At 67.6% G+C, this 22,028-nt stretch carries 16 protein-coding genes and 3 pseudogenes; 15 read left to right on the top strand and 4 right to left on the bottom strand.

The genetic code is table 11. The features are described 5' to 3' along the window. Positions 1-280, bottom strand: a pseudogene (locus AB0F10_RS23225) (ISAzo13 family transposase); the annotation flags it as partial. A 447-nt stretch (positions 281-727) separates the two neighbouring features. Here AB0F10_RS23225 and AB0F10_RS23220 point away from each other — a divergent pair. The 10 genes and pseudogenes from AB0F10_RS23220 (at position 728) to AB0F10_RS23175 (ending at position 9,079) form a co-directional block, all read left to right on the top strand. Continuing rightward, a complete protein-coding gene (locus AB0F10_RS23220; protein WP_360628566.1) occupies positions 728-1,201 on the top strand; it encodes a Pycsar system effector family protein in 474 nt (157 codons plus the stop codon). A gap of 15 nt (positions 1,202-1,216) precedes the next feature. Further along, positions 1,217-3,405, top strand: a pseudogene (locus AB0F10_RS23215) (cell division protein FtsK). A gap of 141 nt (positions 3,406-3,546) precedes the next feature. After that, positions 3,547-3,795 (top strand): hypothetical protein, encoded by a 249-nt coding sequence (locus AB0F10_RS23210; protein WP_360628563.1) that lies wholly within the window; start codon positions 3,547-3,549, stop codon positions 3,793-3,795. Next, positions 3,795-4,142: a hypothetical protein gene (locus tag AB0F10_RS23205; protein ID WP_360628560.1), complete on the top strand. Its 348-nt coding sequence runs from the start codon at positions 3,795-3,797 to the stop codon at positions 4,140-4,142. The genes AB0F10_RS23210 and AB0F10_RS23205 overlap by 1 nt, the downstream gene beginning before the upstream one ends. After that, the gene (locus tag AB0F10_RS23200; RefSeq protein WP_360628557.1) at positions 4,142-4,501 is read left to right on the top strand and encodes an RRQRL motif-containing zinc-binding protein; all 360 of its coding nucleotides are present in this window, start codon (positions 4,142-4,144) and stop codon (positions 4,499-4,501) included. The genes AB0F10_RS23205 and AB0F10_RS23200 overlap by 1 nt, the downstream gene beginning before the upstream one ends. Beyond that, a complete protein-coding gene (locus AB0F10_RS23195; RefSeq protein WP_360628554.1) occupies positions 4,498-5,592 on the top strand; it encodes a bifunctional DNA primase/polymerase in 1,095 nt (364 codons plus the stop codon). The genes AB0F10_RS23200 and AB0F10_RS23195 overlap by 4 nt, the downstream gene beginning before the upstream one ends. Then, entirely contained in the window at positions 5,592-6,332 is a 741-nt protein-coding gene (locus AB0F10_RS23190; RefSeq protein ID WP_360628551.1) for a DNA cytosine methyltransferase, read from the top strand. Before AB0F10_RS23195 ends, AB0F10_RS23190 begins: the two co-directional genes overlap by 1 nt. A 4-nt stretch (positions 6,333-6,336) precedes the next feature. Then, the gene (locus AB0F10_RS23185; protein ID WP_360628548.1) at positions 6,337-7,455 is read left to right on the top strand and encodes an AAA family ATPase; all 1,119 of its coding nucleotides are present in this window, start codon (positions 6,337-6,339) and stop codon (positions 7,453-7,455) included. Positions 7,456-7,637: 182 nt separating this feature from the next. Further along, positions 7,638-7,874 carry a helix-turn-helix domain-containing protein gene (locus AB0F10_RS23180; protein WP_360628544.1) on the top strand — a complete coding sequence of 79 codons (237 nt, stop codon included), beginning with the start codon at positions 7,638-7,640 and terminating at the stop codon, positions 7,872-7,874. Between the two features lie 89 nt (positions 7,875-7,963). Continuing rightward, on the top strand, positions 7,964-9,079 hold the full coding sequence (locus AB0F10_RS23175; protein ID WP_360628541.1) for a site-specific integrase: 1,116 nt from the start codon (positions 7,964-7,966) through the stop codon (positions 9,077-9,079). A 683-nt stretch (positions 9,080-9,762) separates the two neighbouring features. Here the strand turns inward: AB0F10_RS23175 and AB0F10_RS23170 are convergent. The 3 genes from AB0F10_RS23170 to AB0F10_RS23160 all read right to left on the bottom strand — a co-directional run bounded on the left by AB0F10_RS23170 (position 9,763) and on the right by AB0F10_RS23160 (position 16,443). After that, on the bottom strand, positions 9,763-13,956 hold the full coding sequence (locus tag AB0F10_RS23170; protein ID WP_360628538.1) for a hypothetical protein: 4,194 nt from the start codon (positions 13,954-13,956) through the stop codon (positions 9,763-9,765). A gap of 158 nt (positions 13,957-14,114) precedes the next feature. Beyond that, positions 14,115-14,738, bottom strand: a complete 624-nt coding sequence (locus AB0F10_RS23165) for a hypothetical protein (RefSeq protein WP_360628535.1) — start codon at positions 14,736-14,738, stop codon at positions 14,115-14,117. Between the two features lie 430 nt (positions 14,739-15,168). Then, the gene (locus tag AB0F10_RS23160) at positions 15,169-16,443 is read right to left on the bottom strand and encodes a hypothetical protein (protein WP_360628532.1); all 1,275 of its coding nucleotides are present in this window, start codon (positions 16,441-16,443) and stop codon (positions 15,169-15,171) included. Positions 16,444-17,001: 558 nt separating this feature from the next. Between AB0F10_RS23160 and AB0F10_RS23155 the strand changes: the two genes are divergently transcribed. The 5 genes and pseudogenes from AB0F10_RS23155 (at position 17,002) to AB0F10_RS23135 (ending at position 21,816) form a co-directional block, all read left to right on the top strand. Continuing rightward, positions 17,002-18,261, top strand: a complete 1,260-nt coding sequence (locus AB0F10_RS23155) for a competence protein CoiA family protein (protein WP_360628529.1) — start codon at positions 17,002-17,004, stop codon at positions 18,259-18,261. A 142-nt stretch (positions 18,262-18,403) separates the two neighbouring features. Next, positions 18,404-19,591 (top strand): site-specific integrase, encoded by a 1,188-nt coding sequence (locus AB0F10_RS23150; protein ID WP_360628526.1) that lies wholly within the window; start codon positions 18,404-18,406, stop codon positions 19,589-19,591. A 1,235-nt stretch (positions 19,592-20,826) separates the two neighbouring features. Further along, on the top strand, positions 20,827-21,018 hold the full coding sequence (locus AB0F10_RS23145; RefSeq protein WP_360628523.1) for a hypothetical protein: 192 nt from the start codon (positions 20,827-20,829) through the stop codon (positions 21,016-21,018). 341 nt (positions 21,019-21,359) lie between these two features. After that, positions 21,360-21,560 (top strand): annotated as a pseudogene (locus AB0F10_RS23140) (amino acid transporter); the annotation flags it as partial. A gap of 82 nt (positions 21,561-21,642) precedes the next feature. Further along, positions 21,643-21,816 (top strand): hypothetical protein, encoded by a 174-nt coding sequence (locus tag AB0F10_RS23135; protein WP_360628521.1) that lies wholly within the window; start codon positions 21,643-21,645, stop codon positions 21,814-21,816. The last annotated feature ends 212 nt before the right edge of the window (positions 21,817-22,028 follow it).

The following is a 22,028-nucleotide window of genomic DNA, read 5'->3' as shown; positions in this document are numbered from 1 at the left end:
CCAGCGCATCCAGCGCTTCGACGATGCCCGGCTGGGTCTGCTCCACCGAAGGCCGGCCCGCGCCGGGTGCCCGCACCCGCCCATCCGGCCGCGCACCCGCACGGATCTCGCCCACGCCGGCCTGGACCGTGGTCCGTGACACCCCCGACAACTGGGCTACCAACGCGATACCGCCCCGACCGATCGCCACAGCCTCCGCACCCAGCAGCAACCGCCACTGCCGCTCATCCAGATGCGGCCTCAGCACAGCCAGCTTCACCGCCAGGGCATCCTCACTCATCACACCAAGCCCAACGAGCCGATCATGAAAACCGCCGACCAGCTAATTCGTCGTCGGGCCCTAAGGCCGGGGTTTCCCCGTCGACCGCCCGGCGTCACCTCGCCGCCCTGAGCGCCACCGATGCGTCACCATCTGCCCCGGTTGCTGCGGAAACGCCCGCTCTGATCGCCGCGTGACCCGACCACGAGAAGGAGCACCTGATGGCCTCGCAGACCACCACCACCCGGACCGTGACCACTCGACTCACGTGCGGCTGCACCGTCGCCAGCGCACCCGGTGTGTACGCCACTTGCCCGGTCGGTCACGACGCGATGCGACCCGAGCACCTCACCAAGTCTCGCCGCAAGTAGCTCCGCCCGGCGGCACGGCCCTCCGGCTACCAACCTCGCGCCGTGCCGCCGATCACCCCCCGCAAGCCCGATTGCTCAGCCCTTGGGAGACCCCCTGATGTTGCCAGACACCACCGCCCCTGACCCCTCCACCACGGCGCTCACCGACGTGCAGACCCAGATGAGCCGCGTTGACATCAAGGCATCAATCCTGTTCGGCCTGTCGCTCGGTGCCCTCACCGGAACCGCCGCTGTGATCAGCAAGACCCACCTTCCCGGCCCGGCCGTCATCGGTGCTGCCGTCACGGTCGCGCTGATCGGTGCCGCGCTTGCGCTGCTCGGCGCGGCGATCCGGCCGGCCCTCGCCGGCAACCACGGGTTCGTGCGGTGGGCCGCCGCACCCAGCCCCGCCGACCTCGCCGACGACCTGCACACCGCCAGCACCGAGGCCGACACCGACCGGGCAGCGCAGCTCTGGGGACTGTCTCGCGCGGTGCACCGCAAATACCGGCGGGTCCGGCTCGCCGTCGACCTCCTCGGCCTTGCCCTCGGCAGTGCCGCCCTGACCGTCCTGCTGACCGCCACCGCCTGAGGAAGGGGATCACCGATGAGCACCCACCCCCATCACCCCGAAGACTTCGACGCCACCGACCACACCACCGCCGACGCCGAGGTGGTCGACCTGGAAGCGGCCCGCACCCGCCGCACCGGCGCGACGCCTGCCCCGGTTCCGGCCGAGGATGACATCGACGACACGGACGCCGAGACCGTGGACGACACCCCGGACGCCGACGGCGGCCCGGTCGATGTCGCCGAGGACATCCCGCACGACATCCAGCTGCGCCAGCGTGAGCGCCGGCCGATCCTGGCCGACTGGGCACGCTCCGGCCGCGCCCTCAAGGCCGCCGCGAAGCACCAGAGCAAGGACGCCGGATACGTCGCCGCCTACCACGGCGTGCGCCTGCCCAAGTACGCCGCCAAGACGGCCGTGTGGGCACCGGTCGGCCTGTTCCGGGGTCTCGGTCAGGCCCTGCACTGGGCCACCGCCGAGGAGGGCAACTGGCACCTGCGTCAGGCCGCCGCCCAACGCGGCGAGGCCGACACCTGGCTCAAGCTCGACGCCCGCCGCCAGCGGCAGACCGCGTGGCGCTGGTGGGTCTTGGCATTCGCCGCCGCGCTCATCATCACCGGCACGGTCGTGCTCGCCCTTGGCCCGGTCTGGTGGCGCTGGGTCGCCGTCGCCTTCGTGGTGCCATTCCTGGCGACTCGTGGTCGCCCGGCGGACAAGCCGCTCACCGACCGCGTGTCCGAGGGCACCCGGTATCGCAAGCTCACCGCCGAGCTGGTCCGCCGGGCGCTGACCTCGCTCCAGATGGCCGCCATCAACGGCGCGGTGGCCAAGGACGCCAAGGCCATCAGCTTCCCCGTGGACATCCACCGCGACGGCCCCGGCCACATCGCCATCGTGGACCTGCCCTACGGCGTGGAAGCGTCCGAGGTGATCGCCCGGCGCGGCAAGCTCGCCTCGGCGATGCGGCTCCCGCTGGATCAGGTCTGGCCCGAACCGGCACCCGGTCACACCGGCCGGCTGGCCCTGTGGGTGGGCTACGAGCCCGCGTCGCAGATGAAGGCTCCGCCGTGGCCGCTGCTGTCCGAGTCGGCGAAGGTGGATCTGTTCACGCCGTTCGCGTTCGCCACCACACCCCGGCTCGACACCGTGTGCGTGGACCTGATGTACCGCAACTTCCTGTTCGGTGGCAGCCCGGTAGCGGCAAGACGTTCGCCCTGCGCGACCTGATCCTTGCCGCCGCGCTGGACCCACGCGCCGAGATCCGGGGCTACGAACTCAAGGGCGTCGGGGACATGGCGGCCATCGAGCCGGTAATGACGGAGTACGGCAACGGCTTCGACGACGAAACCCTCGCCAAGTGCTACGCGTTCATCGAGTGGCTGTACGAGGAGGCCCGCCGCCGCTCGAAGCGGATCGAACACTACGCCCGGCTCGGGAAGGCTCCGGAGAACAAGGTCACCCCTGAACTGGCCAGCCTGAAGGGCTCCGGGCTGCACCCCCTCGTCGCCTGGTTCGATGAGCTGCAAGAGCTGATGACCAGCAAGTACGGCAAGGAAGCCGGGGAAATCCTGGAGAAGGTCATCAAGCTCGGCCGCGCACTGGGCATCATCATCCTGATCGGCACCCAGATCCCGGACAAGGACAGCCTGCCGACCGGCATCACCCGCAACGTCAACTCCCGGTTCTGCCTGTCGGTGGCTGACCAGACCGCGAACGACATGATCCTCGGGACCTCGGCGTACAAGAACGGTTACCGGGCAACGGTTTTCCGCCCGGTCGACGAGGCCGGGTGGGGCATCCTGCGCGGCTTCGGCCCCGGCGCAACAGCGGTCCGCTCGTACTACGTGGACACCAACGCCGCTGCCCGGATCGTGGCCCGCGCGGTCGCCCTGCGCACCGCGGCCGGCAACATCCCGACCTTCCCGGCCGAGCGGGACACCGGCCCGCAGCACAGCGTGCTGGACGACCTCGCGCGGGTTTGGCCCGGCGCCGAGAAGTCGGCGTGGAACGAGACCCTGTGCGCCAACCTCACCGAGCTGCGGCCCGACGTGTACGGCGGGTGGGAGGCCGCCGGGCTGACCACCGCGCTCAAGCCGCACACCGCGATCAAGGTCGCCGACGTCGGCAAGCGCATCGACGGCAAGTCGGTCACCCGGCGCGGCATCCGCCATGCCGACGTCCTCACCGCGATTGCGGAGCGTGACCGCAAGCGGTCCGCCGACTGAGGTCACCAGGGCTGCTAGCGCTAGCACCTCGCCCTGCTAGCGCTAGCAGACCCGCTAGCACCTGATCACGATCCCGAGCTGCCCGCTAGCGGATAGCAGCTCACGGTGCCGCACACCCAAAAACCGGCCCTGGAGGCAGTTTTGAACCCCCACGTCACCGCCACTATCACCCTCACCCTGGTCCTGCTCACCGTCACGCTGTGCTACGCCGTCGCTTGCTGGATCTGGCCCTTCAAGTCCTGCCCTCGCTGCGGAGGCGACGGCAAGCGCCGCTCCCCGTCCGGCCGGGCGTTCCGGCTCTGCCGCCGGTGCGAGGGCACCGGCCGCCGGCTGCGCGCCGGGCGCTGGATCTACAACCGGCTCTCCAGCGTTCGACGGGACGCCCGCTGATGGCCGCCCGCACGATGGCCCACCTCCGCCGGGCCGAGACCCCGCACACCGAGTGGTGCACCCGCGACCACACCTGCGGCCTCACCGAGCACCGCGGCCGGCCGATCACCATCACCCCGCAGACCGGCGGGCGCGCGGTCGTCACCCGCGTCCGCGCCGGCGACCGTGACTACGCCGCGATCACGCTGCGGGTGCCGTTGCACCGCAACGGCGACCTGGCCGCCGCGCAGCTCGACACGGTGCTCCGCGGGATCCGCAGCCTGTTCGCCGCGGTCGCCGCCCTGCGGCCCGGTGCTCTCGCCGCTCGGCCGGACCGGCGGGCGATCGACTCCCGGAGGGTGGCCTGATGGCGCGGATCCGGGCCGCCTACTGCGATCCCGCGGGCGACCGGTACGGCATCCCCACCTTCTGGTGGCAGGGCGCACCCGACGGCTACGCCACCCGCCGCCAGCTCACCGCACGTGGCCTTCGGCCCGGCGGTCAGCCGATTGCCGCACAGATCCTCTGGCGCGGGGTCGGCGGCGAATGGGCGGCGTACCTGTACCGGCTCGACCTGGCCCGGCCGAAGCGCACCGCCACCCCGGCTCAGCGACGGGCCATCGCCGCGGCGCTGCGTGCCCGGCGCACCTGCCCGACCTGCGGCGAGATCCGCGACTACTACATCCCGCGCTCGCTCGGCGAGTGCCTGACCTGCCACGACCGATGACCCGCGGGCACTGGATCGCCGCGAGCAAGGCCCTCGGCCGGTTCGTGCCCGTCGACAGCCCGTACCCGCACATCTGCGACCGCACCATCGCGGCCGAGGACACCGTTTCCGGCCAGCCGTTGCAGCTCGCCCGGTGGGAGCGGGAGCGCTACTGCGCGGCGTGCGCCCACGACAAGCACCTCCGCACACATCCATCCACAAAAGACACAAGGGAGCGAATGCCCATGCACAGCAACGAACTTCTGACCGCGGCGCTGTCCGCAGCGGCCCGCGGGTGGCACGTCTTCCCGCTACGCCCCGACGACAAGCGGCCCGCGATCGACCGATGGGAGCAGCGCGCCACGACCGACCCCGACCGGATCCGCCGCTGCTGGACCGCCGGGCCGTACGGCATCGGCCTCGCGTGCGGGCCGTCTGGGCTGATCGTCCTCGACTTCGACGCCCGCAAGACCGGCCAGACCGCGCCCGCCGGCCGAGAAGCCTACCTGCACGGGTGGGGCGTGTTCACCGACCTGTGCGCCGACCTCGACCACCCAATTCCCGACGACACGTACGCGGTGGCAACCGGCCGCGGCGGGCTGCACCTGTACTTCCGCCACCCGGACGGCTTGGAACTACGCAACACCGCGGGCGCGTTGGGCTGGCTGATCGACACCCGCGGACACGGCGGCTACGTCGTCGCCGCCGGATCAACCGTCGCCGGGCACCCGTACACCGTGCAGCGCGACGACCGGCCCGGCGACCTGCCTGCGTGGTTGGCCGAACGGCTCAAGCCCGCACCGTTGCGCCCGGCCGGGCCGCCGGTCGTGGTGGAGCTGCCCGCCGACCGGCACGGCGCGTACGTCCGCGCGGCGATCACCGGCACCCTGAAAAAGCTCGCCGAGGCCCACGAGGGCGGCCGCAACCGGACGCTGTTCATGGCCGCGCAGACCCTCGGCCAGCTCGTGGCCGGCGGGGCGGTCGCCGAGGACACCGTGACTGCGGTGCTCGCCGACGCCGCGGCCCGGATCGGTCTCGGCCCGCGCGAGATCGAGACCACGATCCGCTCCGGGCTGGCCGCCGGTGCCCGCCGCCCGCGGCAGGTGGCGTGATGAGCGAGCCGCTGAACGTGCTGGAGCTGTTCGCCGGCATCGGTGGCATGTCCCTCGGCCTGCAACGCGTCGGGATGCGCATCGTCGGTCACGTCGAGATCAACCCGTTCTGCCGTGCCGTCCTGCACCGCCACTGGCCGGAGGTCCCCGCCCATGACGACGTACGCACTGCCGCCGCCTGGTGGCACTCCCAGCCGCGCCCCCGCGTTGACGTCGTTGCTGGCGGCTACCCCTGCCAAGGCGAATCCACCATGGGAAAGCGCCGAGGGGAGGACGACCCCCGATGGCTCTGGCCCGCCATGGGAGATGTCATCGACGCCCTGCGACCCACCTACGTCATCGGGGAGAACGTCCTCGGCCACCGCACCCGAGGACTCGGACGGGTCCTGGCCGACCTGGCGGACCTCGGCTACACCGCCCGCGCCGGCGTTGTCCGAGCTTGCGAGATGGGCGCCCCACACCCACGAGCCCGGCTGTTCGTCCTGGCCCACGCCCAAGGCAGCCGATGCCCACCGGGGTGCTTTGAGCCCCGCGGGCATCACTCGGCGGTTGGCCACCCGCAAGAACGGCCTGAACATCCCGGACCTGATCGGTGGCCGGCCGAACCCGCAGTGGATCGAGTGGCTTATGGGCTTCCCGACCGGGTGGACCGCCTTGCCGCCCTCGGCAACGCCGTCCTGCCCGCCGTCGCCGAACAGATCGGCCGCATCGTCCTCGACCACCACGACAACGACAGGTAACGCGATGACCCACGCTCCCGAACCCGCTGAGCGACCGGCCCTGCGTGTCGCCGGGCCGGACGACGCCGCCGCGGTCCTGTCCGCCGATCGGCAGCGCGAACCGGGCCGGATCCGCAGCTCGTGGACCGCCGCGGACATCATGGCGATGGAGTTCGCCCCGCCGAAGTGGGCCGTGCCCGGTGTGATCTCCGAGGGGTTCAGCCTGCTGTGCGGGCCGCCGAAGGTCGGCAAGTCGTGGATGTCGCTCGGCCTCGGCGTGGACGTGGCCCGCGGCGACCGCGCGTTCGGCACCATCGACGTGGAGGCCGGACCGGTGCTCTACCTCGCCCTGGAGGACACCGCCCGGCGGCTACAGAACCGGCTCCGCAAGGTCCTCGGCGACCGGCCCGCGCCAGCCGGGCTCACGCTCGCCACGCAGTGCCCACCCCTGCCACAGGGTGGGGATCAAGCCATCGCCGCGTGGCTGGACCGGCACCCCGGCGCGCGGCTGGTCATCATCGACGTGTTCGCCAAGCTCCGCGGCAACTCCGCACCCGGCGCGTCCGCCTACGACGCCGACTACGCCGCGGTCGGCCGGGCAAAGAAAGTCGCCGACGACTACGGCGTCGCGGTCGTCGCCGTGCACCACGTCCGCAAGGCCGGGGCCGAGGACTTCCTGTCCGAGGTCAGCGGCACCAACGGCCTCGCCGGCGCCGCGGACGCGACGCTCGTGCTCAAGCGGGCACGCAACCAGGGCGACGGCGTGCTGCACGTGACCGGCCGCGACGTGGACGAAGCCGAGTACCCGCTGGCGTTCGACCCCAGCGACGGCGCGTGGCGGATGCTCGACGGCCCGGCCGAGGACCACAAGATCAGCGACACCCGCGTCAAGATCCTGCGGTGGCTGCGCAGCACACCGGGCAGCACGCCGAAGAGCATCGCGGAGGGCGTCGGGCTCAAGGCCGACACCGTGCGGCAGACGTGCTCGCGGATGCTCGCCGATGGCCAACTTGCGGCCGAGCCGGGCGGCCGGTACCGGGTGCCGGGTGTCACCGCTGTCACTCCTGTCACTGGTGTCACTCAACCCGATCTGACCTGCGGAAACGGCAGTGACAGCGTGAGTGACAGCGAGGGGGACGACTGATCATGGGAGATCGGCTGAAACACGGAGGATCCGGGATGATTCCGGCCACGCGCACAGGAACATCCCAGGACATCGGAGATCTTGGCTCAGCGTGGCTCTCAGGGGGCCGTGCAGAGGCCCGCAGAGACATCGACCCTCGTACCCTCGCCAGCATCGCACCACAGCACCGGGAGGCCGTCACCGTGCGACTCAGGGCCGTAGACAGCATCGACACGACCGCCGCAGAGTCCGAACTGATCACCACTGAGGAGCTGGCGCGGATGCTGCGCGTGGATCCGTCCAGCGTGCGCCGCTGGCGGACCGCCCGGCCGCTGCAAGGTCCGCCGTTCATCGCCCTGTCCGAGCGCGTGATCATGTACTCGATCGAGGACGTGCGCGCGTGGCTGGCCAGCCGTCGAGTCACCCCGGAGGCAGCGTGACCAGCACAGCGCAACACCTACCCCTCAGTGTTTCAGTCAAGTCCGACGTGGAGTACCGCGCCGGACGGCCCAAGCCCTACAAAGCTCGCGTGCGCTGGACCGACCCAGCGACCGGCGACCGGCGATCCAAGTCGCACTCGACGGAGACACCCGAGCAGGCTCAGGAGTGGATCGACGGCATGATCCGCGCAGCCAACGGCGGGATCAACCCGGCCGCGGCCACCCAGCGACTCGCCGAGTACGGCGCGGACGTGATGCCGCTGGCCATCCGCGGGTTGGAGCGCAAGACCCTCGATCCGTACATGGCCGGCTGGCGGCTACGAGTCGTGCCGACCCTCGGCCACATCCCCACGGCAATGATCACCAACGGCGTGGTGGACCGGGCCGTCTACTCGTGGATCGAGGACGAGTGCAGCCGATCCACCGTCAAGAACACCCTTGCCATCCTGGTCAGAGTGCTTGAACAAGCTATGCGTGACGGCCTGGTGGATCACAACGTCGCGCGGGTCAAGGGCTGGCAGCGCGAGTATCAGCAGGCCGAAGACGAGTTGGACGACCCCCGCTCGCTCGCCCTGCCGAGCTGGGAGTCACTGACCACCCTTGCGGACGCCCTGGTCGCCCGGTCGCACGGCCAATTCACCGGATGGGGGCACATCGTCACCTTCGCTGCCTGCACTGCGGCCCGGATCGGCGAGGTGTCCGGCGTCCGCGCCGGGGACATCGACCGAGCAACGTGGACATGGACTGTGCGGAGGCAGACCACACCGGGACCGGGCGGGCTGATCGACAAGGGCACCAAGGGCAAGCGCGCCCGGAAAGTGCCGATCATCGAAGAGGTCCGGCCGATGGTGATCGAGCGGCTCGACTCGGCGGCCGGCCCGGACGCCCGGCTGTTCACCGGCCCGCGCGGCGGCCGGATCAGTACCGCCGTGCTGCGGGACGCCACGCACTGGGATGAGGTGGTCACCAAGCTGGGTTACGAGCACCTGCGACGCCACGACCTGCGGCACACCGGCCTGACCTGGCTAGCCGATGCCGGCGTCCACGTTCACGTGCTGCGGAAGATCGCCGGGCACGGTTCGCTGACCACCACTCAGCGGTACCTGCATCCGGATCAGCGCTCGATCAGCGAGGCCGGCGACGCGCTCAGCGCCCACCTGCGTGCCCCGCGTTCTCCCGAGGTCCCCCGGCTACGCGCTGTCTGACCAGGGCAAACGAGAGTCAAGGCGTCCGTGAATGTGTCGTCTGGTCCCTAAACGGTCCCCAAAGCCAGATAGGCAAGTAGGAATTTGAGGATCAAGGAAGACGCAAAGAAGGCCGTTTACCAGGGATAACACTCCGGTGAACGGCCTTCTTGATCGTCGGGCTGACAGGATTTGAACCTGCGACCCCTTGACCCCCAGTCGCATAACAATTCGGTTAAGCACTGTCAGCCTATGTCTAAATGTACATGAGAACGGACAGAACGGCACCACAGTGCCGCCCGATTTCACCCAATCCAGCAGAAGTTGATCAACGCTGTGACCAGGCGTGTGACCACGCCCAATCAAGTGCGGTACCTACCATTCAATCCGCCCCACCATCATCGGCGCTAGTGAAGTAGGAATCGCTGCGGCACATCTGGCGGATTCTGGTTTGCGGGAAGGCGGCGTGATCGAGTATCTCGCACTTGCGTCGGACCGACCCCTTGACAGCTCATGAGAAGTGCAACTCTCCCCATCGCTGTCGGGTCTGGACGGTTTCAGATCAGGCACTCTCTGAAAAGAATACATCGCCATTCGGCCTCCTCGTTCTCTGTCAAGACCCTTGGCGCCTTGTGCCGCGACGCGACGCGACGCGACGCGACGCGACTCAGTCTTTCGCCACGTGTCACCGACGCGTGTTGCTGTCAGAGTGGGATGCTCAGAGGAAGATTCCAGTCACTGGTGTTCGACACCTCGCCGCCAGCGTGCAGCGTGCGGGCGCTGGCGCCCACTAGCCGAATCTTCGTCTCGTCGAGGAGGTACGAGGCGGAGTAGCTCCGTAGAAGCGGTCGCCCGTCTCTAGGGAATCGGTGGTCAGGTAGCGTGGTCTCCTTCTCTGCCAGGATTGTCCAGAACAAGACCTTTCCTTCTTTAGCGAGTCCTGCACGAGCGACGTCAGCTCGTACGTGCACCGAGTCCGGCCCTGTTTCCCGGGCCGCGAAGCTTTCTGCCATGATTTCGCGATCGCGACCCCATCGAAATTCGTCGACGCACTGAAGGCCCAATGAGGTGCAGAACGCGGTCGAGGGTGCGTAGGTACGGAGATGCTTGCTGTGAGACTGGTCGTGGTCGTTCGCCAGACCGCCGTACCAGGCGGTGGTTAGCAGAAATTGCCCTGGCAACCGATGGTCGTCGTGGTCGTCCGCATCCAGGGTCGGCCAGCCGCCTTTGTAGGGGTGATCTGCCAGCAGCAGTCCCGTGGGGCTCCCCGAATCTGGCATCCACCGGCCGTACCAGTTCTGGTCTATTGCCCATGTGGTCCAGGTGTCGACGTCCTCGGCGTTGATGAGGTACGAGCGGATCTGTGCCCAGGTCACGTGACGGGGTGCGTCAGCGGCGGCCTCCTCCGGATATTGCGGTTGGGACCATTTGTAGTCGCCTTCCAGCACCAGCCATCGTTCGCCGGCCGCATCGGTACAGGTGATGAGGTGGTCGACCGGTGGGCTGTGCTGGTCGTGGGTGGCCCATGTGTCGTCCAGGCCGTGCGGGAAGGTGGCGGCGGCTGGCGCAAACCAGGTGGTTGGAGTGTCGGCGTAGACGCGGTTCTCGTCACGCCGCAGCAGCACGGTCGGGTCGATGTCGTGGCCGCGTATGTCCAGCGGGGTCTCGTAGGTGGTTCGTTGTTCGTCACGGTAGCGCGGGTCGATCGGGAATCGATCGGTCATCCGCCCGACGAGCTGTTTGTATGCGGTCCAGATGTACTTCTGAGCGAAGCCTTCTGGCTCTTTGTCGTCGCCCGTGCGGTATCGACGGCGTCGGTCGATGTCGCCGAAAGTCTCTGGGGTCCAGCCGAGGTGTACCACTTGGTCGAACATGACTCGGCCGAGGTAGTCCGCGTCGATTTCGCCGTCGAGGTGGAAGCGGCGTGGTAGGCCCTCAACCAGATGCTTGCGGAAGTCATCGAAGTCGGACATGAGTGGGTGACTTACGGTGCTGTATCGGTAGTCGGGCGGGCCGCCGAGTTCCTCGATCTGTATGGTCGAGCGTTGCGGTTCGATCCAGTCGCTCCGGTACGGCGGCCGCACCTGAGTGGCGAGGTCTCCGCTGCCGGGGTGCCATCCATGGTCCAGTGCCGCTTCGATGGCTCGGCGGGCGTAGTCGCGGCTGAGGTAGTTCTGCGGCCAATAGCCGCAGTCGACGGTGTGGGCTCGGATCGCCTCAGCAATGGTCCAGGCAACGACTGGGTCTTGGGCGCGCTGGGCGATGCCGCAGCCGACGGCTAGGAGGCGCTCCTCGATGGCGTCGTCGTCGCAGTCGACGAATCGCTGCAGGATGGATGGGTAGAGGTGCGCGGCGGGCTCGAGCAGCGCGATGATGGCCTTGGTGGCGTTGTCGCGGATCGGCCGGTGCGTGGCGCTGAGCGCCCAGGCGAGGGTGAGTGCTGTCAGTTGCCTGGTGTCGTCGGTCGCTGTGCTGCTTGCGTCCGACCAGGCCCAGTCGGTGAGAGCGGATAGGTGGCCGCCGGCTTCGTCCTGTCGGTCGCAGAAGTAGGACCATGTCGCGTCGCGTTGTGCCAGGGATCTGTTCGCGAGTTGGACGTGGAGCCATTCGGCGTTCAGGTTGTGTCCCGGGATGGTGGCGACCTGGAGCAGTGTGTTGTGGGCTTGGTCGGTGAAGTCGGGGCTTGCCAGCAGGTCGGTGAGTAGCTGGACGGTGCGATCGGTGATCGCGTCGGGATTGCGCCAGGCGATGCTCAGCAGCAGGTCGGTGTGGGCACTGTGGTGATACTCGTTGACGGGGATTGAGAGGACATCGATCAGTTCGACGTCGTGGATTTCCGGCAGGACGGATGCGAGGGCTTGGAGGACGCCTGCGTGCCGGTACCACTGTTCGGCCATGGGGCCGAGCCGCTCGGCGAGGGCGGCTGGGGTGCCGGCTGCGATGAGTTGTGCCAGGGCGATCTCGCCGAGTCGTTCGTAGCCGAACTTGATGTAGTTGCCGCGCTCCGTCGGCAGGTCGGATAGGACCGCCTCCTTCAGCAGGCCGTTGAGCAGGCTTTGACTCCATGTGCGGCCGGGCAGGAGAGCGCCGGTGAGCGCTTCGACTTCGTTCCAGGGCAGTTGGCGCCTGTGGGCGTGCATCGCCGTGGCGATCTGCTCGACAGCTTGGCGGACCAACGCGTTGTTGCGGCTGTAGTCGCAGCGTTCTAGGGCGGCGAGTCGGTCGTTGATCGCCTCGAGGAAGTTCTTGTAGACCCAGGTGGTGCCGATTCCGTTGCGGGGGAACCGCCGCTCGTTGTGTGTTTGCATGGTGGTGCAGAGCAGCTTGAGGAACAGGGGATTCGTGAACTCGGGGTCCAGCATGGGAAAGGACGGGCGTTCGATGCCGTACCAGTCGAGGAATTGACTTATCGCGTCTTGAGGAACTTCCCCGAACCCTGTGTGCTGGAAATCGGGCAGCCGTTCGAGCAGTGTCTCGGAGAGGGTGTCTGGGAGGAACTCGGTTCGGCAGGAGAGCACGAGCCGGATGTAGCGGAACTTGGCAGCCTCGTTGAGGAAGCTGTTGAGGTATCGATTCCACAGGCTTCGGTCATGCGGCTCATTTAGACCGTCGATGATGACCAGCCCGATCTCGCCTGCGGTTTGGCAGGCGACGTCGAAGGTGGCGAGTAGTTGGTCAGCCGGGTTGGTGAAGCCGATGATCCTGCCGAGGTCAGTCTCGATCGGTCCGCGTTCGAAGTGTTCGCCGAGCACGATGATCGTCGGGTGGTCGTTAGCAGTACGGGCCGTGGCAAGGTCGCAGAGCAGGTGTGTCTTGCCTGCTCCTCCCGTGCCGGTCACGAGGACAGCGGCCTCGCCGAAGCTGCGCCAGCCCCGACTGGCGGTCAGCTCCTTAACGCCGGCGACGGCGGTCCGGCTTTCGTTGATCTGGTGGTAGAGACTGGCGGCGTTGCCGTGGTAATACCTGCCGTCCCGTAGAGAGTGCTTTCTCAGCAGGCCGGCGACAGCTTCCAGGGCTGCTCTGGCGGTTTCAACCCGAGCGGTGAACTCAGGCAGGACCCCGTCTGGCCGACCGGCTTGCTCGATCGCGTTGAGCATCAGCGTCTCGAGCTCGTCTAGGTGTCCCCCGAGCGCGGAGATTGCCGACCCGAACAGTTCAGATCGCTCTTCCGGCGTTGAGAAGCCGTAGGTACCGCGGCCGGTGCGCACGGCCGCCAATGCCACGCGGATCTTCTGCTGGAAGTCCGGTGTCCGGGCGAGGCCGTCGAAGACCCCGGCGATCGGCAGTCTGACACTCAGCTCCGGGGTGTAGCGTCCGCCGGCGTCGGCGGCAGCGCGTTCCGCGATCGCCCGGTATCGGTATTCGGAGAACGCTTCGAGGTCGAACCAGTAGCGAAGGCGCCCGACCTGCGCGGGCTGCAGCAGGCAACTGTTGAGCTGAGTCTCGCCGAGGTAGGTGAACTCCACATCGAGGCCGGCGGCCTGAGCCTTCGCCTCCCATCGCTTGACGTACTCACTCCACTTGGTCCACGCGCTGCTGGCCTCAGCCGTATCGCCAGCTGGAGGGTTATATGGCAGCAGAACGAAGTACCGCGTCAGCTTTGGCTCGTTCTGCAGGACTCGTTTGATTGACTTCGCGATCTGCTGCAGTTCGGCGGTTTCGAGCCTGAACAGGTACTTCGCTTGCCACGCCCAGACGGTGCCGTCGGGGAGTTCGCCACGTCCTTCGCGGCCGCCGTCGGGATTGCCGAAGGTGCTGAACCGCGTGCCGGTCGGCCACGAGAGGAGGTCGCCGGAGATCATCAGCTGGCTGACCAGTTCCTCGAAACCATCCCGTTGCGACCCGGACGGCGCTTTGCCGCGAAGCTGATGCCAGTTGATCTCTGGAAGTGAAGTCACAGGTTCTCGCAAGTCGACTACATGCGGGTGGGCCGGGCCGTCAACACTAGCTGCCGGAGGTACCGGCGGGCACTGGAGGTGCTGGCCGGAATGACGTATGCCAGTCCAGCCGGTCGGCGTCTGGCTGCGGCTGCGTGGCCCCTAACGGACAGGCGATATTACTGGTGCTGGCGGACCTTCTCGACGGACCAGCCGACGAACTGCGCGATCTCCTCGACCGACGTGTCGGACTGGCTGATCCATTCGTCGAGGGCCTGCCCCAGCGACGGCGGCACCCCCGGGGTGCTCACCTGCGGCAACGGCAGATCGTCGTCGACGCTGTCGATGTGGACCCACTTGCCGTCGGGGCAGAGCCGTTTGGTGGCGGCGGTGTAGCCGTCCCACCCGTCGTCGCCTTCGGCGATCACCTCGTCGGTGTGCCAGTCCAGGATGTTCCACCCGTCAGTGCCAACCTGCCCACCGTCGACGATGCGATATCCCTCCTGTTCAAGTTCCTCCAAGCGCTCGTAGCGGGCATCGTCGGTGGCCAGTTGCGCTCGCAGCAGGCGTCTGACGTGCTCGACGGCGGCCTCGCCGCTGCTGCGTACCCCGCCCTCGCCCAGTGGTGTCTCGGCCGCCGTGGCGGCGGCGCGGGTGTAGTTCTGCCCGGCCTGCGCCATCTCGGCGCGGATGGCCCGGCTGCGCTTGCCCATGATGTCCCTCTGGCGAAGGCCCACGCCCTTCGCGAAGAATGGTCGGCTGTGGAAGTCACGCTGCGTCGGTGACGGCTTGTCCTCGATCATCACCTGCGGCGTGGGCGCCAGCGGCTCGGAGACGGGCGGGCGTGACCGCCGCCGGTAGTCTACGAGGCGCCGCACCGGTCGTGAAGGATGACACCGATGTCGGCGCGCCGCGGCAGCGAGCGCCAGGGAACCGACCGATCTGCTCGTCGCTGATCTGCGCTATCGCAGCGATGATCCGGTCGAGGCCCCAGCAAGGATCGAGGACCGACCGCGCTCCCCATCGGTCGTTGGATCCGAGCGAGCTCCAGCCGAAAGTGCCCATGGTCGTGAGCAGGTGCCAGCACCGCGACGGCACTGCGGGGGTAGACCCGACCACGTACGGCCGCAAATAGTTCTGGTGGGAACGGGAGCGCCGGGCGCTCGCATGTGACGACGGCACGGGGAAGCCGACCCGGAGCCGGCCAGCAGGGTGTGTGACGGTTCGACCGGCCTACAGGCGGTCGCCTCGGGCGGCATGGTCTTGCGCGTCGGGCCCGCAGCCCAGGACGCGCAGCATGTGCGCACGTGTCACTCGGTCGAGGATCTGCACGACGGCGTGCAGATCCTGGGTCGGGTAGCCCTTGGTGCCGTGGGAGAGGCCGTTACGCACGGTTCGGAGCGCCTCAAGCAGGCCCACTGACTGTCCGGCGTCCTGGCTGATCTGCTGCACCAGCAGGGTCGCGTTGAGTTCGTCTCGCACGTCGTAGGGCAGCGACGTGAACATCTCGTCTAAACAGCTGTCGAGACTGCCGTGCGGCTTGCGCATCAGATACTTCTTAAGGAACTTCATGACATTTGCCGGCAGGTCCGGCAGGGGCGCGAGAGCAGCCAGCGCGTCGTCTCGCTTCGTCATGTGCGCAACGACGCGCTGGTCGTACTCGGCTTGGTGTTCGTGGCCGTATAGCCCTTCCAGGGCCTGCACCAGCAGCAGGTATGACGAGCGGGGGTGCTGTCGCGGCAGGACGATCGATGCCCCGTACGTTTCCAGCAGCGGATGATGCTCGTCGCGCAGCCGTTGCCACGCACGCAGCAGATGCAGGGGCGACAGCTGTTCCGTGTTCGCGCGAAACGCTGTGCGGATCTTGCGGACGACGTTGTCCCGGGTGGCGAACGGGACTTGGTCGAGTTTGTGGCCGTACACCTGGAACTCGTCGTGGCGGTCGCCGGCGCCGGGGCGGCCCACGCTCAGGAAGGTGATGTCTTCGGTTCGGCCCGTAGCCAGAGAGATGATCCGTCGCAGGGGCTCGATCCACTCATCCAGGCAGTCCTCGAAGCCGATGGGCTGTGCGAGTTCGATGGTGAGCTGCGGACTGAACGCCATGCGGAAGAATGCGAACTCCTGCGCGATGGCGCTGGGCCAGGAGATGGTGACCGTGGCGTGCTCGTCGGTCCACGACTGGGTGCTGTCCGGGTTAGGTTCGACTTGCCACTTGTGCTTGTAGAAGCCTTGGGCGTCGGTGGGAAAGGTGAACGACTTGATAGGCCCGATACCGGCGTAGGCGTCCAGTCCGGTGATCTGGATCCTGATGGTGTCGAAGGTGAGTGGTCCGTCGAGTGCCGCTCGCGGTGGTCCTACCAACGCTGCTCGGGCGTCAATGAACGCCTGCTCGGCGTGCCAACTCTGCACCTCGGCGTCCAGGAGCATGACGGTCGGCCCGTTCCTGAGCTCACCAACAACCAGCGGGTGGGTGAAATGCTGGGGAAAGCCGGCAGAGGTGAATCCCATCGCCCTGTTCCACCAGCAGCGGGACCCGGCCCGTCACCGACACGGTCGGAGGGCGCCCAGCGGGCAGGTTGAGGTCACCGTCGAGGTGCTGAAGTACTCCGGTTTCGTCAGGCACCGACCAGCGACCCCGGTACTGCCCGGGTTCCAGGCGCGGCTTGAGCGGAACTCCTTCAACCATCACAAGATCCTCTGCGGAGGGCATAGTGTCGTGTCGCACCTGTTGTGCGACATGATCGTGTGCTTCGAGGGCTACCCACTTGCCCTGGTGTGCTGTCAGCGGGTTGAGTCGTCCGCTCGCGCCGAGCCGGCCAGGTCGGCCGGGCCGCGGCACATGACCACGATGTTAAGGGTCACCTTCAGCTTCGCACTCTTGCCGTTCTTGCGAATCTGCTGCTGCCGTGCCCTCCTGAGAACGCCCTACGGCCGCTGCTGGGAACCATCGCCATCGCACCCGCCGGGCTCCATCTCGTCCAGGCGGGCCGAAGTCATTGGGAACGGCGCACTGGGCGGCTGGAAACGGCATAGCGTCGTCACGGCAGTCGAGCGCACCATCGACGCATGCCGCTGATTGCCCACGCTTCGGGCGGGCTGATCGATTCGACTCTTGCTGATCTCGGAATCGGCGCGTCCTGGCAGAGCGTCCACCGGGTACGGCCCCGCGTTGCGCTGTGCTGCACTGCCTGCGGTAGGTCCATGCACGCCAAGGTGTCGCCGCTGGGTCTACGCTTCTTCGCGCATGACGCAGCTCAGCGAGACTGCCCACTCAACGGCGAGACCGCTGCTCACCGGCTGCTCAAGTCGGCAATCGCCGCTGCCGTGCGTCGGGCCGGCTGGCATGCCGAGTTGGAGGCCGCCGGGCCGGGCCAGCGATGGCGTGCAGACGTACTGGCCGTCTCCCCCGACGGTAGCCGCCGGGTGGCGTGGGAGGCGCAACTGGCGCAACAACATGTGGATGAAACCCGTGCTCGGACAGCCCGCTATGCCGAGGACGGGGTCGAGGTGGTGTGGGTGTTCGATCGGCTCGTCGTCGACGACCTACCGGCCGTCACCGTGGAGCTCGACCAGCACGATATTCAGGTAGCGGGTCCGGTGGCGCGCCTGGTAGTCGAGCGCTGCCCGCCGGAGAAGTGTTCGCGGTACAGCGATCTGCCGTCACGACCGCCGTGCCCGGGCCACGGCCGCTGGGAGGCAGTCACCCTGCCTTTGGACGTGTTCGTCGGTCTCATCTGTCGCGACGACGCCGTCCACACGGTTCTTCCCCCGGCAGACTTGTCTCGCCGCGAGCCGACCGCTCCGAGGTTCCGCGGATTCACCCCGCGTAGGTGGTGGACGAGCCCGGCCTATCTGCAGCACGCGGACACGGTCCGGCACGCCCAGGCGGACACCGACGCCTCAATGACGGATCTCCGCGAACAGCTTCAGCAGAAGCAAGAACGCGACGTGCGGCGGCAGGCAACGGCTGCAGCCCGCCGTGCGAAGGAGGCGCAGCAGCACGAGGCGCGGGTGGCGGCGCTGCTCGAGCGTCAGCAGCAGCTGCAGCCCATCGTCGAACGGGAAGTGAACGAGCGGACCGGGACGACGCCTTGGGTGTTGAAGGGCGACCCCGAGCAAGCGATGGGCGTCTCGGTGCTCTGCGGCAGCCTTGTGGTAGCAGTGATCTGCCCGGTCGCGTCGCGCATCACCACGGACATCGCCGAGCGGCTCGCCGAGGTCACGGTATACGTGGCGTCCAACCATGAGAAGCGAGCGATCGCGAGTCTGTGCCGGCCTGATCAGCGGTTCGTCGTGGTGTCTGATCCGTCGCCCGGCCACGCCTAGCCCCCCGCGCCAGAACCCTTGACCGAGTTTCAACTCCGGACGTCACACGCAGGGGTGACATCACCGGTGGTCGCGTTGTGGTCGCACCCTGACGGGGCACGGCTACCGGACCGACCGAAACCGAGACGCAAGGAGGCCCGTCATGAGGCCGAATCCGAACCGGGGCCGTGTCTACCGCCGCTGCGCCTGCCGCGACAACAACGGCAGGCAGCTCGGCACCCGCTGCCCCAAGCTCGCCAACCCCAGGCACGGCGTCTGGGCGTTCGCCGTCGACCGCCCGACGGTCGCTGCCAAGCGCAAGACCATGCGCCGCAGCGGCTACGCCACCAAGATTGAGGCATCCGAGGCACTCAGCAAGGTCCTCGAGTGCGAGCGAGCCGGCGTACACCTCGACGACGCCGAGACCGTCGCCCAATACCTGACCTCCTGGCTGGACACCAAGTCTCCGAATCTGAAGCCCAACACCGTGCTGCGCTACCGCGCCTACATCGACCAGGACCTCATCCCCGCGATTGGCGCCGTCCGCCTAGAACGCCTCACCCACGAACACGTCCGACAACTCATCCGCCAACCGGTCGCCGCCGGCCGCGGGCACGTCACCCTGGCCCGGTGCATCACCACCCTGTCGAGCGCCCTCAACGACGCCGTCAAACAACGACGCCTGCCCCACAGCCCCGCCAGATACGCAGGCCTGCCCCGGCCACCGCGCCGAGACCTCGGCTGCTGGACCACCCGCCAAGCCGAAGGGTTCCTGCGCTACTGCCACCGCGTCGACGACCCGCTGGCCGACCTGTTCGAGCTGATGATCTGTACCGGCATGCGCAAAGGCGAAGTCCTCGGCCTGCACTGGACAGACGTCGACCTCGACAACCGCGTGCTCTTCGTCCGGCACACCCTGGTCAGCATCAACAACTCCCGAACGATGCTCAGCGACCCCAAGACCGACGGCAGCCGCGACTGGGTCGCCTTGTCCCACCGCGCCGTCGACGCTCTACGCCGGCAGCGATGCCGAGAGACGACCGACCCGGACGGCCTAGTCTTCACCCGCGCGGATCGGCAGCCTCAGCGACCGCAGTACGTCCTGGGTCGATTCCGGCAGCTGGCCGCCGAGGCGGCCCTGCCTCGCATCCGAGTCCACGACCTGCGTCACCTGGCGGCGACCATCATGCTCAGCGCCGGCGTCCCCATCGCCATGGTCTCCAAGACCCTGCGCCACAAGAACCTGGCCACCACCGTCGACATCTACGGCCACCTCACCCAGGAAGTAGCCCAAGAAGCGGTGGACGCCACCGCGGCAGCCCTCGACAAGGCCCATCCAGAAGCAGCTTGACGAGGACGGTTGCAAGATCCGTGCTCGGGTGCGACCACCAGGCGACCACATCGCCCCGGAACAGCTCAGGGGATATGCAGCCTTCTGCATATCCCCTGGTCAGATTGGTCGGGCTGACAGGATTTGAACCTGCGACCCCTTGACCCCCAGACATTTCTATCAAGCGATGCCGGTACGTGTCTTTATGTACGCAGAATCGGACAGAACAACATCGTCGTGCCGCCCAATTTCGCCCAATCCCGGAGAAGTTGATCAACGCTGTGACCAGGCGTGTGACCACGCCCGATCAAGTGCGGTGCATGCCCCTGCGTCCAACGCAACGTTCCGAAGGATCGAAGGGGCGCTTGTGTCGCGGAGTACGCGAGAAGTTCTGACCCTGGCACGAAATTGCCGACGAAAAAGGGGTTCGAGCACGCAGACTGAGCGGCAGCGTCAACCACTTGACAGCCCATGAGAACCACAGCCTTCCCGCCGGCCGTAGACGGATCATGAACGCTAACGACCAAATATGGAAAAGAAGGATACACCGAATCACCAGCTGCCATCGTCACCAACTCCGCTGATACGCATGTACCTACCTGAACCACCCGGGCCCCCGGGCATGCTGGCGCCATCGCCATCGCCATCGCCGGCGTCCGCGCCCCCAACCTGCGCCGTTGTTACCATGCGGCTCATTACGAAGCAGCCCTGGTCGCTCTTCGATCGAGGCCCACCGATATTCCTCGAAGAACTCCCAGACGTGCTTCCACCTAATTCTCGTCGCTCGGATGAGAGAGATGGCCAGCGATGCCTGTCAGTGTCATCGGCTGGTAGGCGATGGTCACCCATCTAACGAAACATCGTCCACGTGCAGTCGATCCAACGACGGACCCAGGCGGCTGATGGCCGGTAGACGCTCGAGCAGATATCGAGCCGGGAATGAGATGCCGGCTCAGAGCCCGCGTCATCGTCGCCCCGAACCGAACCCGACGGGTTCCTCGCCAACCGTGCCGTTCGGAACAGCCGGACCTTCTTTCTGCGTAGGCACTGCGAACTTCGTCGGTGCCGCTGATGCGAGTACTGAGGCATCGGCTACCGCCTCGGGTCTGACATCGACGGCCCGAAGCCGAGCGTCAATCCGTACCGCACCGTCGAGACTCGCCTCCGGCGAGGCTTGACCACCGTGCCGGGTGGCGACGACCCCTATGCTCCTGCCGTGCGGCGGACGGTAGCCGCCTCAACGAGAGGTTCCCGATATGTCCGACGATGATCTGCGGGACCTTCGAGCACGTATGGCCGAAGGTGACCGCGACGCCGTCGATCAGCTCGTCGAACTGGCGGGCGAGCGGGGTGATATGAGCGAGTTGCGTCGTCTCGCCGACGCCGGCAGCACCGACGCCGTCGACCAGCTTGTCCAGCTCGCGGCTGAGCAGGACGACTTCGAGTAACTACGCCGTCTTGCCGCCAGCGGCTCACGCGATGCGGCTGACGTCCTGGCCGAACTCACCCAGGACCAGGACGGTGACATGCCATAGCATGATGTGGCGTGTCTTTCAGGTGCCGGTGGCTGTTGCGTACCGCTACCGGTCTCAGTCGGTCTTCCGCTCTCTGGGATGCATCGGTGCGGGGTGACCGCCATGCTGGCAGCCTGGGAGGACGCTACGCCGATCAGAAATGATCCAACCGACGCAGCTCGTGCGCCGGTGTCGTAGCGTGGTGTCCCGTGGCGAAGAGAGCACGTGGTACCGGTGCCCCGGCACGGGCGCCGAAGGAGACCGCCATACCGGCGGTGGTGAACGTTGCCGCGTCGCGTTCTCAGCCCGCGGGCGGCTTGGCCCGGTGGTTGCTCAGGCATCAGGTGCAGCCGGTCGGGCCGACCGCCGGCGAGGCGCATGCCGAGCAGCACGCCTGGTGGAAGGTGATGTGCCTCACCGGGGTGGACTACTTCTCCAGCCTCGCCTACGTGCCGGCCATCGCCGCTGCGGCGGCCGTCCGGGCCGTCGCCGGCGCCGAGCCGGATCCGCGGCCGCGCTGAGCTCAGCGCGGCTGGTTCAGCCCCTATCCGGCGCAGCATGATGTGCGCGGCGGTGGTGGTCGGCGCCGCCGTGCCGGTTCAGGTCGGTGAGGGCGCGGTGCATGCTCGGCGCGGCGAGCAGCGCGATCGCGTCGATGTCGGCGGCGGTACGTCAGGCGGCCGGACCAGCGACGGCGTCAACAGCGCGTCAAAAATGCGCGCAGCGGCGTAGTCATCGCGTCAACGCTGCTGACAGGCGTGATCACAAAAGCTGTCGTGGCTGATCATGGTTCGGCTGGCTCACGGCGATGCCGTTCGCAGTGCCGGCGGCATCGAGCGCCGCGTGTCACCCGAGATCCGCGGCACGGACACCGACAGCGTGCGCACACTTGTACCTGAGCACACCGACGATCAGGCGCTCGGATTTCCCGGGCGAGGCGGGTG

The sequence above is a fragment of the Actinoplanes sp. NPDC026623 genome (assembly GCF_040638275.1).
GTDB lineage: Bacteria > Actinomycetota > Actinomycetes > Mycobacteriales > Micromonosporaceae > Actinoplanes.
Note: the sequence above shows the minus strand (reverse complement) of the source record. Positions and strands in the feature narration are given on the sequence as shown.

Bases quoted from the DNA above. Each gene is read 5' to 3' on its own strand.
- AB0F10_RS23220 (WP_360628566.1), top strand. From the start codon at position 728: ATGTTGCCAGACACCACCGCCCCTGACCCCTCCACCACGGCGCTCACC.
- AB0F10_RS23205 (WP_360628560.1), top strand. From the start codon at position 3,795: ATGGCCGCCCGCACGATGGCCCACCTCCGCCGGGCCGAGACCCCGCAC.
- AB0F10_RS23200 (WP_360628557.1), top strand. From the start codon at position 4,142: ATGGCGCGGATCCGGGCCGCCTACTGCGATCCCGCGGGCGACCGGTAC.
- AB0F10_RS23195 (WP_360628554.1), top strand. From the start codon at position 4,498: ATGACCCGCGGGCACTGGATCGCCGCGAGCAAGGCCCTCGGCCGGTTC.
- AB0F10_RS23190 (WP_360628551.1), top strand. From the start codon at position 5,592: ATGAGCGAGCCGCTGAACGTGCTGGAGCTGTTCGCCGGCATCGGTGGC.
- AB0F10_RS23185 (WP_360628548.1), top strand. From the start codon at position 6,337: ATGACCCACGCTCCCGAACCCGCTGAGCGACCGGCCCTGCGTGTCGCC.
- AB0F10_RS23165 (WP_360628535.1), bottom strand. From the start codon at position 14,738: ATGATCGAGGACAAGCCGTCACCGACGCAGCGTGACTTCCACAGCCGA.
- AB0F10_RS23160 (WP_360628532.1), bottom strand. From the start codon at position 16,443: ATGGGATTCACCTCTGCCGGCTTTCCCCAGCATTTCACCCACCCGCTG.
- AB0F10_RS23155 (WP_360628529.1), top strand. From the start codon at position 17,002: ATGCCGCTGATTGCCCACGCTTCGGGCGGGCTGATCGATTCGACTCTT.
- AB0F10_RS23150 (WP_360628526.1), top strand. From the start codon at position 18,404: ATGAGGCCGAATCCGAACCGGGGCCGTGTCTACCGCCGCTGCGCCTGC.
- AB0F10_RS23145 (WP_360628523.1), top strand. From the start codon at position 20,827: ATGTCCGACGATGATCTGCGGGACCTTCGAGCACGTATGGCCGAAGGT.
- AB0F10_RS23135 (WP_360628521.1), top strand. From the start codon at position 21,643: ATGATGTGCGCGGCGGTGGTGGTCGGCGCCGCCGTGCCGGTTCAGGTC.